Origin of the sequence: Bradyrhizobium mercantei (assembly GCF_001982635.1) — a bacterium.
GTDB lineage: Bacteria > Pseudomonadota > Alphaproteobacteria > Rhizobiales > Xanthobacteraceae > Bradyrhizobium > Bradyrhizobium mercantei.
In genome coordinates, this window is record NZ_MKFI01000001.1 from 23,514 (window position 1) to 38,314 (window position 14,801).

The following is a 14,801-nucleotide window of genomic DNA, read 5'->3' on the forward strand; positions in this document are numbered from 1 at the left end:
GCCTAGTTCGGCACCGGCCGCTTCTGCGCTGCCTTGGTATCGGCGTTCTTGGCGTCGGCGTTCACGGTGACGCCGCGCAACTGGTTGAGCGCCGCAGCCAACGCCTTGTCGTTCTTCTCGTCCGGCGGGACGTAGGACTGCGAGCCGGTCTGCTCGGCGCCTTCAGCCGCGAGATGCCCGCGCATCTTGGCCTCGCTCATGATCTCGGAGCGGGTCTTGAACTCGTCGGGCACGTCCTGCAGCACCTCGATGTCGGGCTTGATGCCGAGCGCCTGGATCGAATGGCCGGACGGCGTGAAGTAGCGCGCCGTGGTCAGCGCCAGCGCGCCATTGCCGGTGCCGAGCGGAATGATGGTCTGCACCGAGCCCTTGCCGAACGAGCGGGTGCCGATCAGGGTCGCGCGCTTGTGGTCGTGCAGCGCGCCGGCGACGATCTCGGAGGCCGAGGCCGAGCCGCCATTGATCAGCACGACGAGCGGCTTGCCCTTGGTCATGTCGCCGCCATGGGCGGTGAAGCGCTGGGTCTCTTCCGGATTGCGGCCGCGGGTCGAGACCACCTCGCCCCGCTGCATCAGGGTCGAGGTCACGGAGACCGCCTGGTCGAGCAGGCCGCCCGGGTTGTTGCGGAGGTCGACGACATAGCCGACGAGCTTGTCCTGCGGGACCTGCTTCTGGATCTCGCCGATCGCCTTGCGCAGGCCCTCGGTGGTCTGTTCGTTGAACGAGGTGATGCGGATATAGCCGATGTCGCCGCCCTCGACGTGACACTTCACCGGGCGGACGCGGATGATCTCGCGGGTGATCGAGAGCTCGATCGGCTTGTCGGCGTCCTTGCGGATGATCTTCAGCCGGATCGAGCTGTTGGGCGCGCCCTTCATCTTGTTGACGGCCTGGTCGAGCGTCATGCCCTGGATCTGGTCATCGTCGATCGAGGTGATCACGTCGCCCGACATGATGCCGGCGCGCGAGGCCGGCGTGTCGTCGATCGGCGCCACCACCTTGACGAAGCCGTCTTCCATCGTGACCTCGATGCCGAGTCCGCCGAACTCGCCATGCGTGGTCTCCTGCATCTCCGTCCAGCCCTTCTCGTTCATGTAACGAGAGTGCGGATCGAGCGAGGAGATCATGCCGTTGATGGCGCCTTCGACGAGCTTGGAGTCCTCGGGCTTCTCGACGTAGTCGCTCTTGACCTTCTCGAACACCTCGCCGAACAGATTGAGCTGCGAATAGGTGTTGCTGTTGTCGGAATGCGCGGCGGCATTGGCGACGGCGAACAGATGCGCCCCCTGCGGCGAGGCCACGAGCAGGGTGAGACACGCGCCCGCGACCGTCCCGAGGAAGAAGCCAACATGTTTGCGCATTATCCGTGATCCCTTCGCTTTCGGCCGGCAACGTTTCGCAACATTCGGCCCCACCCCGACGCGGGGCACCACACAACGGCTTTTTGGTCGGATCAAGGCCGCCTCGTCACCGGACCATTACGGTCCTGTCACGATGCCCTGATCATCGCCAATTCAACCTCAAGTCTGCCCCCGGTCGGCCTCTGGCCCAGCCTCCAGCAGGCCGTTCTGCCAGGTCGACGGCTGGGTCCCGAATCCGCGCTTGGCCCGCGTGCCCAGCCAATAGCCGAACTGCGGTGGAACATTGCGAAATGGCCCTTCGACCCCGAGTTTCAATGCCGCATCCATCGGCCAGTTGGGGTTATTGAGGATTTCCCGGCCGACCGCGATCAAATCTGCTTGTTTATCACGCAGGATTTGCTCAGCCTGGTCTCCGTGGATGATCAGGCCGACCGCCATGGTCATGATATCGGCATGGGAGCGGACATATTCCGCCAGCGGCACCTGATAGTTGTATTTGATTTCCTTGCCCAGAATCGGCGCCATCTCGCTGATTCCGCCCGACGAGCAATCGATCACGTCGACGCCCTTCGCCTTCAGGATCGTCGCCAGCCGAGCGCTCTGCTCCGGACCCCAGCCGGCATTGTCCTCGACCGACAGCCGCACGAACAGCGGCTTGTGATCCGGCCAATGCGCACGCACCGCCTCGGTCACCTCGATCAGGAACCGCATCCGGTTGGCTTCCGAGCCGCCATAGGCGTCGCTGCGCTGGTTCGAGCGCCCCGAGAGGAATTCGTGCACGAGATAGCCATGGGCGCCGTGCAGCTCGAGCACCTCGAACCCGGCCAGGTGCGCACGCCGCGCCGCCTGTCCCCAGGCCGCGACGAGGTCCTTCACCTCGTGGGTCTCGAGCGCCCGCGGCACCGGCCAGCGCTCGCTATGGGCGATCGCGCTCGGCGCCACCGGCGTCCAGGCATCCCAATCCTCGATCTCGGCGCTGCGCTCCAGCGGGCGGTCGCCCTCCCAGGGCCTGCTCGCGCGCGCCTTGCGGCCGGAATGGCCGAGCTGGATGCCGGCCACCGCATTCTGCTGCTTGATGAAGCCCGCGAGGCGGCCGAGCGGCGCGATGAACTTGTCATCCCAGATGCCGAGATCGCCGATCGTGCCGCAGCCGCGCCGCTCGACCTTGGTCGATTCGACGATCACGAGCCCGGCGCCGCCGGCGGCGAACTTGCCGGCGTTCATCAGATGCCAATCGGTCGGAAAGCCCTGCTCGGCGGAATACTGGTGCATCGGCGGCACCACGATGCGGTTCTTCAGCATGACGCCGCGGATGGTCATCGGCGAAAACAGCAGTCTGTCGGACATTCGTTTCCTCATCTGACGTCGGTACCCGGCAAGCCGGGCCGATCTTGGTGTTGGCCCGACGATATACGCAGCGCGCGATGCCCGATAGAGCTCCGCGGCCGCGCCATGCACGCAGCACTACGGCAAAATCGATCAGCGATTTCTGGAGCTGCGCAATCCTATTGCGCGGACTTGCGGCTCGCCGATACATCGGTCGGGCAGTTTGTTCCGCATTCAATCGATCTCTTCTGGTCGGCGACACGCCACACCAGCAGCGCGACCAGGACGATGATGGTGACGGTGAGCTTGGCCAATGCGTCGTGATTCAATGTCAGCTCCCAACAGCAATCGCCATCAACGAGAGAAATCAGCTGCAAGCAGAATGTATGGCCCCGGCACCGCTGCCGGCGTCGTCGGCCAGACCCGCATTCGAGTCGAGCCGGCCTCATCATGGTACGGTCTTGGCGTGGCCTGCAACCTTTCCAGTCTGCATGGCAGCACGGCAGAGCCGGCCGCGGCGGTGCCGGAACTTTTGTCATCCGTGTGCTGTGTGACGCGATCTCCTGGAACCGCGCGCGCTGCTTGGGCATCGCCTAGCCCATATGGGCTACATTCGCATGACGGCCGTCATGTCCGCGCGAGGCTGGCCGCGCCCGCGGCGATCGCGTCGTTGAAACTCGTGTCCCAGAATTTTCCGACCTCCGTGCGCGCGTCGAGCACGCCGAGCTTGAGGAAGGTGTCGGCGACCTTCTGATGCGTCTCCGGCACATCAGGCGTCACGCCGGCGAGCGAGAAGTCGTCGCTGCGACGCGCGAACTGGTCAAGGATGTCCTGCAACGGCAGATGGGTTTCCGCCACCTGCGCGGCCGCATAGAGTGGGAAATTCCTGTTGGCGAATGCATAGGCGCGCTGGATCCGCAGCAGGAAATCGCTCACGCCGGCGTGGCGCAGCGGATCGTCGACCGCCTTCGGATTGGCGTAGATCGGGAAATTGCCCGAGAGATAACCGACGCCGGTCTTCAGCAGGCGCGCGCCCTGCTTGGCGATCGCGAGCTGCCCGTTGTAGCCGTAGATCGCCCAGGCATCGAGCTTGCCGGAGGCGAATGCCGAATAGCCGTCCGACGGCGTGAGATTGATCGCCTCGATATCGCCAAACCCGATCCCGGCCTCCTCGAGCTGCTTCGCGAGAAAATAATGCGCGGTCGTCGCGCGCACATAGCCGACGCGCTTGCCCTTGAGGTCGGCGATCGAATGGATCGGCGCATCCTTCGCGGCCACCGTGACCTGGATGTTGAGATCCTCATGGGTGACGGCGATGAAGCGCACCTTGGCGTTCTGGCGCGCGGCGAACATCGCAGGAATCTCGCTGCCCGACCCGATGTCGAGCGCATCGCCGTTCAATGCCTCGATGTGGAGCACGCCGTTGTTGAGCTCCCTCCATTCGATCCGGTAGGGCGTCTTGTCCTCGCCGGCCGCCTGCAGCAGCGGCCGCCAGCCGCCCTTGTAATACGCAACGCGCAGCGTGACGCCACTGAGGTCGGCGCCCCCGCCCGCCCCGGTTTCCGCGCGCACACCGCCCGCGAACAGGCTTCCGGCGAGCACGCCGAGCGCGGAGCGTCGAGAAAGAACAAATGGCGCGGTCAACGGCTTGCTCCCGATCAGCAGTCACAACGCCGCAAGCTTAGGAGAAAATCTGCCGAAGTATATGAGATGCTATTTCGTTTTTGGCTTCGCGCGCGAAAGGCCGTTCCAAAGATTGCGCACGTCACGCGGGAATCCTTATCCATCAACAAACAAGCGTAGCCGGATGAGCGAAGCGATATCCGGGACCACTCCGTCGGCTCGCCACCGTTGGCACCCGCATGTCGCTATCGCTTATGCGGGCTACAGGCTACGTGTTCGGTATCGGCCCTTCGGCTTCCATCGCAGCTTGGACCGCCGGACGACGGCCGATGCGCGCATGGTGGGCGAGGACGTGCGGGTAAGGGGAAAGATCAAAGCCGACGCGCGGCGCCCAGTCCGTGATCGCGAAAGAGTTCGCGTCCGCAACCGTGAAGTCGCCTCCCATCAGGTACTCGCAATCCGCAAGGTGCCGATCGAGGTGCGCGTAGCGCGCGCGAAGCCGATCACGAAACATCTCCTTGGATTGCTCCGAAATCCCCTTGTGGAAGAGCGGTCCATAGGCGCCCTTGTGCATCTCGCTGGAAAAGAAGTTGAGCCACGCCTGCAGCTTGGCGCGCTCGATCGTGCCGTTGGGCGGCGCCAGCCGTCTGGAGGGGACCTGATCGGCGATGTATTGAACGATGGCGGCCCCTTCAGTCAGCAAGGTGCCGTCGTCGAACAGCAGCGCCGGCACGTAGCCGAGCGGATTCACCGTCCGATAGTCGCCGCCGCCTTCGATGGCTTTGGTGTGCTCGTCGATCTTGACGGCCGTGAACGCCAGCCCGGCCTCGAGAAACACGATACGCGGCAGCAGGGACAATGTCCCGGGCGCGCAGAATAGCTTCATGGCGAGCCTCTCTGGCGGATTGTCTCTGCACCCGTCGTGGTAGCACGGACGCGCGTCGGGTCAGCATTCCCCCGCATGTCGCTTCGCTCATGCGGGCTACTCGCTCGTCTCTTGCGCTACTTCGCGACCTCATACACGTCGGGATCGTAGCTCGAGCTCGGATTCTTGAACGCATTGCGCAGCGCCGGCGACATCGGGACGTTGTAATTGATGCCCTTCGGCGGGGTCGGCGCTTCCAGCCACTTCTTGTACATGACCTCGATCGCCGGGCTCTTGTAGAGCTCCGCCGTGGCACGGTCGGCGAGCGCCTTGAACGGCGCGTCCTCCCGGCGCAGCATGATGCCGAACGGCTCTGCCTTCGAGAGGGCCTCTTCGCTGATCATGTAGAGCGAAGGCTCCTTCGACCGCGCGATAGCGACCGCGAGCTGCACGTCGTCGAGCGCGTAGGCCTGGGCGCGGTCGGTGTCCAGCATCAGAAACGCCTCGGCCTGGTCCTTGGCCGGGAGAACGTTGATGCCGAGCTTGCGCTCGGTATTGACCTTGACGAGCTGCGTCAGGTTCACCGAACCGGCAACGGCGGTGACCGACTTCCCCTTGAGGTCGTCGATGGTGTTGATGTTGGACGCCTTCTTGGCGGCGAACCGCGTTGCGCTCAGGAAGTGCGAATTGGTGAAGGTCACCTGCTTCTGGCGCTCGGCGCTGTTGGTGGTCGCCGAGCAGTGCAGATCGATCGTGCCGTTGACCATCAGCGGGATGCGGTTCGACGAGGTCACCGGCAGATAGTCGACCGCGATGTCGGGCGTGCCTATTTCCTTCTTCACCGCATCGACGATCTCAAGGCAGATATCGAGCGCAAAGCCGATCGGCCGCGCGTTGTCGTCGAGGTAGCTGAAGGGAACGGAAGCCTCCTGGAAGCCGAGCGTGATCTTCCTGGTCTCCTTGATCTTCTGCAGCGTGCCCGACAGCTCCTCTGCCGCCACGGGGCTCGCGGCGAGCGTGAAAGCGAAAAGGACGGCGGGCAAGCGCATCGGCGGCTCCTGTGCGGTGATCAGCCGACGTGATAACCCACAGGTGAGCCCGGCGATAGACGACGGCGTGTCTAGCAGCTATCGCGCTTTGCTATGGTTCGCCCGTTGCGCGCCGAACGCGCTATCGCTGCACCCCGCCCTCGAGCAGATGATCGCCGACCAGGCGGACCGCGCCGCGGGTCCAGGAATAATCGGCCCCCATCCGCAAGCCGCTGTCGCCGCGCGAGGCCACCGCACCGCTGCGGGCGTCGCGCACCTGGAAGCCGACCGTGTATTCGGTGCGGCTGACCCGCCTGATCACGCCGATCAGCGCTTGGTCCGCGCCGAGCTGCTGCGCAATCGCGGCCTCGCAGCCGTCGCAGTCGCGCAGCGCACGCGCCTTGACCGCCTCCGTGGTCACGCCGCCGGTGTCGACCAGACGATAGCGGCCCGACTGCGCAAGCTGGTCACGCACGCCTTTGGTCACGTCGGCCAGAGTGGCCGCATCGGCGCCGGCAAGGCCGGACGCCGGTGCCGCCGTGGCATCCTCGAGTTCGAACTCGAACACTGCAAGCCCGATCGGCGCCGAGGCTGCAGTCGGCGCCGGCGGCAGCGCGGCCGCAAGGGCGGCGCGCACCTCGCGCGACACGAACATCCGCGCATGGTCCCAGGCTTCGTCAGTGTCGCCGCGAAACGTGTAGAGCTTCTCGTACAGCACCTGGTTCGCACCGACATCGATCACCGCCACCTTGGCCCACTGGATCAGCGTGCTCATCTTCTGCACGCCGCCGATCACCTTGATCCGGGCCTCGCCCGCGGCCGCCGTCGATGGGACCAGGCGATAGCGCTGCTCCGCGGCGACATCGGCGCGCAGCTTCTGCATCAGCGTATCCAGCCGCCTCTGGTGCGCGGCGGTCTGATCGACGACCTCGCCCGAGGTATCGAGATAACTGAAATCATCGATGCTGACGCTGAGCGGCGACGCCGCCGCTGTACCGGTCTCGGCACGGAGCAGACAAGGCCCGGCCAGAAGGCCGAGCAACGCGAGGGCATGCAAGACGAGGCGGGACTGGCGCATGATCGAGACCTTTCAGGTGCTGCTGCGGGCGGCTCGATCACTGTGTAAGCCGGCTGGCCTCCGCGCCGCAGCGGAGCGTCTCCCGGGCGGTGCCGGGAAAATTTCACGACCGCACTCCGCGCCCGGCGAAAGCCCATGGCGGTGCTTCTCGACGCTGCCGTTCTGCCGTTTAATGGGCACGACGGCCCTGCCCGCGACCGGGTGCCGAGGCTCGTCTGCGACCTCGAGGATACGCCAATGTGGAATTGGTCCGGAAGCGATCTGAAACTGCGGCTGACATTGCGGGTGGCTGCCGTGTCGATGCTCTGCTTTGCCGCGATCTCCGGCTACTTCCTGATCGAGGCCGACCGCGCCGTGCATGCCAGGATCGATGCCGTTGCCGATGTCGCCGCCAGGACGCTGGAGCTGCAGCAGAGCAAGATCCAGTGGCTGAACAATGCGCGCTCCGAATTCCCCGATCTCGAGGGCGTTGCCGCCTCGGTCATGGCGCCCGGACTGTGCCTGGCATTTCGCAGCACCGGCGGCGAGATCAGCCAGCGCTTCTGCGGCGGCGCGCAGACCGACACCGCCGCGCCGCCGCAGGCCTTTGCGGCACTTTATCGCCGCCTGTTCGATCCCGGCCGCGAGACCGTGCGACCGGTGGTTTCGCGCGGCCAGGCGATCGGCGAGGCCGTGGTCTGGGTCGATCCGGCCGTGCTGACGGCCGAAGCCTGGCACGACGCCGGCCGGCTGATGGCCGTGCTGATGATGACGCTGCCGCTGCTCTGTGGCCTGGTCTATGCGGCGCTGGCGCGCGCGCTGCGGCCGACGCGGCAGATCCGCGACGGGCTCGAGCGGATCGCCGCAGGCGATCTCGCCGCGCGCCTGCCGCCGTTCGATCTCGCCGAATTGTCGGCGATCGGCGATGTCTTCAACCAGCTCGCCGAGCGCCTGGCCACCGCACTCTCCGACCGCAACGCGCTGACGCAGAAGCTGATCCTGGTGCAGGACGAGGAGCGGGCGCATCTCGCGCGCGAGCTGCATGACGAGTTCGGACAATCGCTGGCCGCGATCCGTGCGCTCGCCGCCTCCGCGCGCCTGACCGCGGCCCAGGATTGCCCGCCTCTGCTCGCCGAATGCGACGGCATCGCGCGGACGGCGACCGACATGATGGAGACGCTGCGCGGCACGCTCTTCAGGCTGCGCCCGCCCGATGTCGACGAACTCGGACTTGCGGCGAGCCTCGAGGGCCTGATCGCCGGCTGGAACGGTCGCAGCCGCGGGCAGCCACGGTTCGAGATCGCCCTATCGGGATCATTCGAGCACATCCCCTCCTCCGTCAGCGCCAATCTCTACCGCATCGTTCAGGAGGCGCTCACCAACGCGGCCAAACATGCCGGCGCCACGCGCGTCATGCTGCGGCTCCAGATGCGCGAGGCGGCTTCGGGCGGCGACAGCGACATCGTGCTCACGATCGACGATGACGGCCGGCCCGGGGATCCCGAAGGTGATCGTCAGGTCAAATCCGGCATGGGCCTGCTCGGCATGCGCGAGCGGGTCGCCGCGCTCGGCGGGCGGTTGAGCTTCAAGTCCGGACGGCCCGACGGCTCGTCGCTCCGCGTCACCGTTCCCGTCGCAGCCGGCGCGGACGCCGCGCCCGTGGAACGCGCGGCATGAGCGATACAGCGCGAACCATCCTGCTGGTTGACGACCACGCCGTCGTTCGGGAGGGCTATCGCTCGATGCTGCAAAAGCAGCCGGGCCTCTCGGTCATCGCCGAAGCCTCCGACGGCGTCGAGGCCTATCGCCTCTACAAGGAGACCGGGCCCGACCTCGTCATCATGGATCTATCGATGCCCGGCATCGGCGGCATCGAGGCCATCCGGCGCCTCAGGCAGTGGGACAAGCGCGCAAAGATCCTGGTGTTCACCATGCACCAGAACGCGGCCTTTGCCGTGCAGGCGATCCGTGCCGGCGCGAGCGGCTACGTCACCAAGACCAGCCCGCCGGAGACGCTGCTGCATGCCGTGATCGATGCCCTGGCGGGCAAGATCGCGATCAGCCCGGACATCGACCACGAGCTCGCGCTCAGCCACCTCGCCGGCGAGCGTGCCGCCGCCGACCTCCTGACCGCGCGGGAGTTCGAGGTGCTGCGCATGCTGCTCGCGGAGAGGACCACCGACGAGATCGCCGGGACGCTGCACCTCAGCCCCAAGACGGTCGCGAATCTGCATTCCATGATCAAGGACAAGCTCGGCGTCAGCAGCGATATCGAGCTGGTCCGCCTCGCGCTCCGGCAAGGCATCCTGACGCAGATCGACCTGGGCGAAGGGTGAGCCCTCGCGGCGCCGCAAGCTGGCGACGCAAGCCGTCATCCTTCGAGATCGCCGCGGCCCAAACAAAGGACCCCAGCGAGGGGGTTTCACGCTGGGGCCAGAGCAACTCAGTCACCCGATCCTAGACCTTGCGCCGATAGTTTGCTGCGCTCCTTCGGATGACCGGAATCATACGGGGCAACGACGTGAACCTTATTGCTCCCTCATCCGTATCCGTACAGGTCAGGATTTTGCCATCCCTCCTGGGGCTAGAACCAACGCCGTCCGTTCGTATTTCAACGCGGGCGGCGTTGCGCATTTCTGGCCTGGAACCGGCGGACATTCGTGAATGTTCCCGAACAGGAACAGGAACGGATACTAACCCGCGTTAGTTGGAGTGGATGATTTCGAAGATGGAGCGTCATCGCCGTGACCCGGAAAACCTTGCAGGCACGCTCAGAGCAGGCGCTGGTCGTCATCATCCTCAGCACCGGCGCGCTGATCGCTTATCTCGGCCTGGCACTTTCCAGGATGTAGGCGGCCGGCCCGGCAAGGCACCCACTCGCCTGGTGCGCCAAACGTCTGAATGGCCCAATCACCGATCTGCCCGGCGGCGCAAGCCCCCGCGGCAAAAATATTTCGCTTTATCAGAATAACAACTCAATGCTATAAATCCGAAGTCTCGCCCGACACGAGGGCGCTTCGCGGTCGTCACGAACGCGGGTCGAGATGCGGTGGACGCCGAGCGTGGTACTGACGAGAGCGCGCAAGGCGGACGGCGAAGTCGTGCAGGCCTGACGCCCTAATGGTAGGTGTCCTCTCTGCAAAGCGCGTAGCGCTTTGCAGAGAGCGGTGACAACAAAGCCCAGTCTCGCCGGGGAGAGCACGTATAAGCCGTAGCCCATCGCGCAGGGAAAGCCGGATTGCTCCGGTTACACCTGTGGTCCTACCCCCCGTGCTTTCTACCTTTTGCACGGGGCCCATGGGTGCGATCGGCACCCGGCTTTCCCTGCGCCCTCTGATTTTAGAGCGGCGAAACGAGATGCAAAGCTCGGACGATTCATGTCGCGAGAATGCGAGCGTATGACTCACAGGCCGCGCCACATCCTCGCTGTCGTCCCTGCGAAAGCAGGGACCCATAACCACAAACAGCTATTGGTGAGCGATGCTGGAACGACGAGTCCCGTTCACCACACCCGCCGCGGAGTATGGGTCCCGGCTCCCGTGCGCAATTGCGCGGGCGATGACACCTTGTGTTTGACGTCTTGAATCGAGAACCATCCCCCGCGTCGTCCTGGCGAACGCCAGGACCCATTACCCCAAAGGCAAATTGTTACACGATGTCGGAACGACGAGCCCCTTCACCAACATCCGCCACGGCGTATGGGTCCCGGCCTTCGCCGGGACGACAAGCGGGAAGAGCCGTGGACTCACACACCGGATCAGCCGCATGCGTGGGCGATGACACCGTGCGTGCAGCGACGACGGCGCGCCCAACGCCCGTCGCATGCCTGCCGCACAAATCGGGGACATTGCCGCCTGCCCGCAATTCTCGTACACGGTTCACGCAATGACCTCACAACTCTCCCCCGACTCCGTCGACGTGCTGCTGTTCGATATCGGCCGCGTCGTGCTCGACATCGACTTCGAGAAGGTGATGGCGCACTGGGCGCAGCATGCCGGCTGCGCGCCGGCCGAGCTCGCCACGCGCTTCGTCGTCGACGACAGCTTCAAGCATCACGAGATCGGCCGGATCGACGATGCGGCGTTCTTCGAAAACCTGCGCCGGACGCTCGGCATCGACATCACCGACGCCCAGTTCCTCGAAGGCTGGAACGCGATCTTCACCGGCGAGATGCCGGGCATCGCCCCGCTGCTCGCGGCCGCCGCGGAGCGGATGCCGCTGTACGCCTTCTCGAACACCAATCCGGCCCACGTCGCACATTTCTCGGTCATCCATGCCGAGCTGCTCAGCCATTTCCGGACCGTCTTCCTGTCCTCGAGCATCGGCTTCCGGAAACCCGACGCCGAGGCCTACGATCATGTGGTAGAAGCGATCGGCGTGCCGGCGTCGCGGATCCTGTTCTTCGACGATTTGGCCGCCAATATCGAAGGTGCGCGGGCGCGCGGCCTTCATGCCATCCACGTGACGTCGACGGATGACGTGGCAAGGGCTCTCACTGCACTTGGTATTTGAACGCCGGGACTTGAATCCTGGAATGAAGGAGCTCTGAGCGTGGCCCTGATGCCGGTTGCCGATGCCCTGTCCGCCGTCCTTGCCGGCGCCACACCGCTGCCGGAGGAGATGGTCGCGCTCGATGCCGCCTACCACCGCACCCTGGCGCGCGACCTCGCCGCGCGCCGCACCCAGCCGCCGCAGCCGATGTCGGCGATGGACGGCTATGCCGTGCGTGCCGCCGATGCGGCCGATCTGAAGGCCAGGCTCAGGGTGATCGGCGAGGTCGCCGCCGGCCGGCCGTTCGAGCGCACGGTCGGCGCCGGTGAAGCGGTGCGGATCTTCACCGGCGGCGTAATCCCCGATGGCGCCGACGCCGTCATCATCCAGGAGGACACCAGGACCGAGGGCGACCTCATCACGATCACCGAGCTAGCTGCCGCCGGACGGCACATCCGCCCCGCCGGGGTCGACTTCCGCGAGGGCGACGTGCTGCTCGCCGCCGGCAGCCGCCTCTCCGACCGCGCGCTGTCGCTGGCGGCCGCCATGAACTATCCGGAGCTCGCGGTGCGCCGCCGCCCGAAGGTTGCGGTGCTCGCGACCGGCGACGAGTTGGTGATGCCGGGCTCGGAGCCCGGCCCGGGCCAGATCGTCTATTCCAACGGCTATGCGCTGCGCGCGCTGGCGCGCGCCGAAGGCGCCGAGACCGTCGATCTCGGGATTGCCGCCGACACAATGGAGGCGACCACGGCCGGCATCCGCCGGGCGCGCGAGACCGGTGCCGACATTCTGATCACCACCGGCGGCGCCTCGGTCGGTGACCACGATCTGGTCAAGCGGTCACTGGAGGCCGAGGGCGTCGAGATGGCGTTCTGGCGGATCGCGATGCGGCCCGGCAAGCCGATGATGCACGGCCGTTTGGGGGCGATGCGGGTGATCGGCCTGCCCGGCAATCCGGTGTCCTCCTATGTCTGCGCCTTCCTGTTTCTGGTGCCGTTGATTCGCTCGCTGAGCGGCCGAAATGCGGTCCATCATGTCCGCGCGAGCGCCCTGCTCGGCCGCGACCTCGCCGCCAACGACCAGCGCGAGGACTATCTGCGCGCGCGTCTCGAGGAGCGCGAGGACGGCACGCTGATCGCAACGCCCGTGATGCAGCAGGACTCCTCGCTGCTCGGGAATCTCGCTGCGGCACGGGCACTTCTCGTGCGCCCGCCGTTTGCGCCTGCCGCCGTCAAAGGCTCTGCATGCGAGATCCTGATGCTGCCCGAGTGAGGCTTTCGCGGCCCGCTCATTGTGCGTTGCCTGAAACGTTCACCTGAAATTAAGTGGTTGCGGAACACATATCGAACATATAGTGTCCGTTCATGATTTGTTTCGAGTACTGGTGTCTACAAACGGGAGGCCGCCAGGGAGCGCTTGCAACAAGCACAATGCTCCTGAGGTCAGGCCCGGCCTGCAGGCCCCACTGAAGAGTCTCGGAATCGAACGACGCTATCAACCGGGGGAATACTCGAGATGCTCACGCGCAAACAGTACGAACTTCTGCGTTTCATCAATGAACGTCTGAAAGAGGCCGGCGTACCGCCCTCCTTCGACGAGATGAAGGATGCGCTCGACCTGCGCTCGAAGTCCGGTATCCACCGCCTGATCACTGCGCTGGAGGAGCGCGGCTTCATCCGCCGTTTGCCCAACCGCGCCCGCGCCATCGAAGTCATCAAGCTGCCCGAGCTGTCGGCCGGCGGCGGCAACGGCCGCCGCGGCTTCACGCCGAGCGTCATCGAAGGCACCCTCGGCAAGCGCACCAGCACGCCGCCGATCGCCGAGGACGACGGCAACCGTCCGGTCGCGGTGCCCGTGATGGGCCGGATCGCCGCCGGTACGCCGATCGAGGCGCTGCAGACCCGCAGCCACACCATCAGCGTACCGCCCGACATGCTCGGCTCCGGCGAGCATTACGCGCTGGAAGTGCGCGGCGACTCGATGGTCGATGCCGGCATCCTCGACGGCGACATGGCGCTGATCCAGCGCAACGACGTCGCCAACACCGGCGACATCGTGGTGGCGCTGATCGACGAGGAGGAGGCCACCCTGAAGCGCTTCCGCCGCCGCGGTGCATCGATCGCGCTGGAGCCGGCCAACACTGCCTATGAAGTGCGCATCCTGCCGCCGAACCGGGTCCGCATCCAGGGCAAGCTGATCGGGCTCTATCGCAAATACTGATCTGCAAATACTTGCGGCGGCGAGGAACGAGCAACACGTCGGATCGTTCCTTGGAAGATAGCGTAACGTACGGCCTGACCCGATGCGCTCCGATACCTCTCACGCAGCGTCGCGTGTTTGTGATTGAGGCGCGCTCCGGCCAGTCGTACAATCGCCCAGAAACGAGCTGACACTCGTTCGCTATCGTCCACTCTGGTAGAGGCCTATGCCTCAAGGAGAGGCACGGGTCGCTACCTCAATGAGGAGCCATCCGATGTGTGACTATAGTCTGCACGCCGTGGCATCGCGCCCCGCCCTTGTCGGAGAGACGCTGATCACCACGACTTTCCGCGGCACGTCGACCCGCGGCTTTGCTTCGGAGAACGATCCCACCGTCGCGGTCTGTATGCTGCCGGGCACCGAGCTCGCTTTCGCCGAGAACGTTCGCTACGACAGCCGCTGGATCTGGACCAAGACGCTGAATTATCGCGTCGGCGTATTCAACGAAGTCGAGCCCGACGTGCCCGATCGCCATCACGACGCGGTCGAATTCCCCGACGGCAGCCATGTGCTGGTGACCCAGCTCGTGGAGGGTCAGCGCGTCAGCGTGCTGCAATTGCCGGCACTGCATCCGCCGGTCGAGCAGAAGCCGAAGGTTGTGGAGCGGCGGCCCTCTGCATTCGCATCGCTGTTTTTGGGTTGAACGCATCGTCGCCGCGGAAATGAACCGTTCGGCGGCGCGTGACCTAAGCGATTTCGAGCGACCCCGGACGTCGGGTTCCGGGGCGCATATGGATATTTGCGTCGCCGAGCGGCTTGCCGCATTATCGTGCACGGAGGACGTGCACTCA

The 14,801-nt window shown here is 65.4% G+C and carries 13 protein-coding genes; 6 read left to right on the forward strand and 7 right to left on the reverse strand.

The genetic code is table 11. The features are described from left to right. Window positions 1-2 precede the first annotated feature (2 nt). From BI327_RS00110 to BI327_RS00135, 7 genes are all read right to left on the reverse strand, one after another. Window positions 3-1,361, reverse strand: a complete 1,359-nt coding sequence (locus BI327_RS00110) for a S41 family peptidase (RefSeq protein WP_076857647.1) — start codon at window positions 1,359-1,361, stop codon at window positions 3-5. Window positions 1,362-1,520: 159 nt separating this feature from the next. Then, window positions 1,521-2,708, reverse strand: a complete 1,188-nt coding sequence (locus tag BI327_RS00115; RefSeq protein ID WP_076857648.1) for an NADH:flavin oxidoreductase/NADH oxidase — start codon at window positions 2,706-2,708, stop codon at window positions 1,521-1,523. Between the two features lie 158 nt (window positions 2,709-2,866). Further along, entirely contained in the window at window positions 2,867-3,016 is a 150-nt protein-coding gene (locus BI327_RS42170) for a hypothetical protein (RefSeq protein ID WP_159450389.1), read from the reverse strand. A gap of 298 nt (window positions 3,017-3,314) precedes the next feature. Then, window positions 3,315-4,331, reverse strand: coding sequence for an ABC transporter substrate-binding protein (locus BI327_RS00120; protein WP_245334669.1), 1,017 nt, complete (start codon window positions 4,329-4,331; stop codon window positions 3,315-3,317). 247 nt (window positions 4,332-4,578) lie between these two features. Next, window positions 4,579-5,196, reverse strand: coding sequence for a glutathione transferase GstA (gstA, locus tag BI327_RS00125; RefSeq protein WP_076857650.1), 618 nt, complete (start codon window positions 5,194-5,196; stop codon window positions 4,579-4,581). A gap of 116 nt (window positions 5,197-5,312) precedes the next feature. After that, window positions 5,313-6,224: an amino acid ABC transporter substrate-binding protein gene (locus BI327_RS00130; RefSeq protein ID WP_076857651.1), complete on the reverse strand. Its 912-nt coding sequence runs from the start codon at window positions 6,222-6,224 to the stop codon at window positions 5,313-5,315. Between the two features lie 121 nt (window positions 6,225-6,345). After that, on the reverse strand, window positions 6,346-7,281 hold the full coding sequence (locus BI327_RS00135; RefSeq protein WP_076857652.1) for a DUF3280 domain-containing protein: 936 nt from the start codon (window positions 7,279-7,281) through the stop codon (window positions 6,346-6,348). Between the two features lie 237 nt (window positions 7,282-7,518). Here BI327_RS00135 and BI327_RS00140 point away from each other — a divergent pair, with 237 nt between their 5' ends. From BI327_RS00140 to BI327_RS00165, 6 genes are all read left to right on the forward strand, one after another. Continuing rightward, on the forward strand, window positions 7,519-8,937 hold the full coding sequence (locus tag BI327_RS00140) for a sensor histidine kinase (RefSeq protein WP_076859080.1): 1,419 nt from the start codon (window positions 7,519-7,521) through the stop codon (window positions 8,935-8,937). After that, window positions 8,934-9,596 (forward strand): response regulator transcription factor, encoded by a 663-nt coding sequence (locus tag BI327_RS00145; RefSeq protein WP_076857653.1) that lies wholly within the window; start codon window positions 8,934-8,936, stop codon window positions 9,594-9,596. Before BI327_RS00140 ends, BI327_RS00145 begins: the two co-directional genes overlap by 4 nt. A gap of 1,549 nt (window positions 9,597-11,145) precedes the next feature. Then, a complete protein-coding gene (locus BI327_RS00150) occupies window positions 11,146-11,772 on the forward strand; it encodes an HAD family hydrolase (RefSeq protein WP_076857654.1) in 627 nt (208 codons plus the stop codon). 39 nt (window positions 11,773-11,811) lie between these two features. Beyond that, the gene (locus BI327_RS00155) at window positions 11,812-13,023 is read left to right on the forward strand and encodes a molybdopterin molybdotransferase MoeA (RefSeq protein ID WP_076857655.1); all 1,212 of its coding nucleotides are present in this window, start codon (window positions 11,812-11,814) and stop codon (window positions 13,021-13,023) included. Between the two features lie 243 nt (window positions 13,024-13,266). Beyond that, window positions 13,267-13,971, forward strand: a complete 705-nt coding sequence (lexA, locus tag BI327_RS00160) for a transcriptional repressor LexA (RefSeq protein ID WP_076857656.1) — start codon at window positions 13,267-13,269, stop codon at window positions 13,969-13,971. 253 nt (window positions 13,972-14,224) lie between these two features. Continuing rightward, the gene (locus tag BI327_RS00165) at window positions 14,225-14,653 is read left to right on the forward strand and encodes a hypothetical protein (RefSeq protein WP_076857657.1); all 429 of its coding nucleotides are present in this window, start codon (window positions 14,225-14,227) and stop codon (window positions 14,651-14,653) included. The last annotated feature ends 148 nt before the right edge of the window (window positions 14,654-14,801 follow it).

What these genes read in the sequence shown, in the direction of transcription:
- gstA (WP_076857650.1), bottom strand. Translation starts at nt 5,196, where the DNA reads ATGAAGCTATTCTGCGCGCCCGGGACATTGTCCCTGCTGCCGCGTATC.
- BI327_RS00110 (WP_076857647.1), bottom strand. Translation starts at nt 1,361, where the DNA reads ATGCGCAAACATGTTGGCTTCTTCCTCGGGACGGTCGCGGGCGCGTGT.
- BI327_RS00135 (WP_076857652.1), bottom strand. Translation starts at nt 7,281, where the DNA reads ATGCGCCAGTCCCGCCTCGTCTTGCATGCCCTCGCGTTGCTCGGCCTT.
- BI327_RS00115 (WP_076857648.1), bottom strand. Translation starts at nt 2,708, where the DNA reads ATGTCCGACAGACTGCTGTTTTCGCCGATGACCATCCGCGGCGTCATG.
- lexA (WP_076857656.1), top strand. Translation starts at nt 13,267, where the DNA reads ATGCTCACGCGCAAACAGTACGAACTTCTGCGTTTCATCAATGAACGT.
- BI327_RS00150 (WP_076857654.1), top strand. Translation starts at nt 11,146, where the DNA reads ATGACCTCACAACTCTCCCCCGACTCCGTCGACGTGCTGCTGTTCGAT.
- BI327_RS00140 (WP_076859080.1), top strand. Translation starts at nt 7,519, where the DNA reads ATGTGGAATTGGTCCGGAAGCGATCTGAAACTGCGGCTGACATTGCGG.
- BI327_RS00145 (WP_076857653.1), top strand. Translation starts at nt 8,934, where the DNA reads ATGAGCGATACAGCGCGAACCATCCTGCTGGTTGACGACCACGCCGTC.
- BI327_RS00165 (WP_076857657.1), top strand. Translation starts at nt 14,225, where the DNA reads ATGTGTGACTATAGTCTGCACGCCGTGGCATCGCGCCCCGCCCTTGTC.
- BI327_RS00130 (WP_076857651.1), bottom strand. Translation starts at nt 6,224, where the DNA reads ATGCGCTTGCCCGCCGTCCTTTTCGCTTTCACGCTCGCCGCGAGCCCC.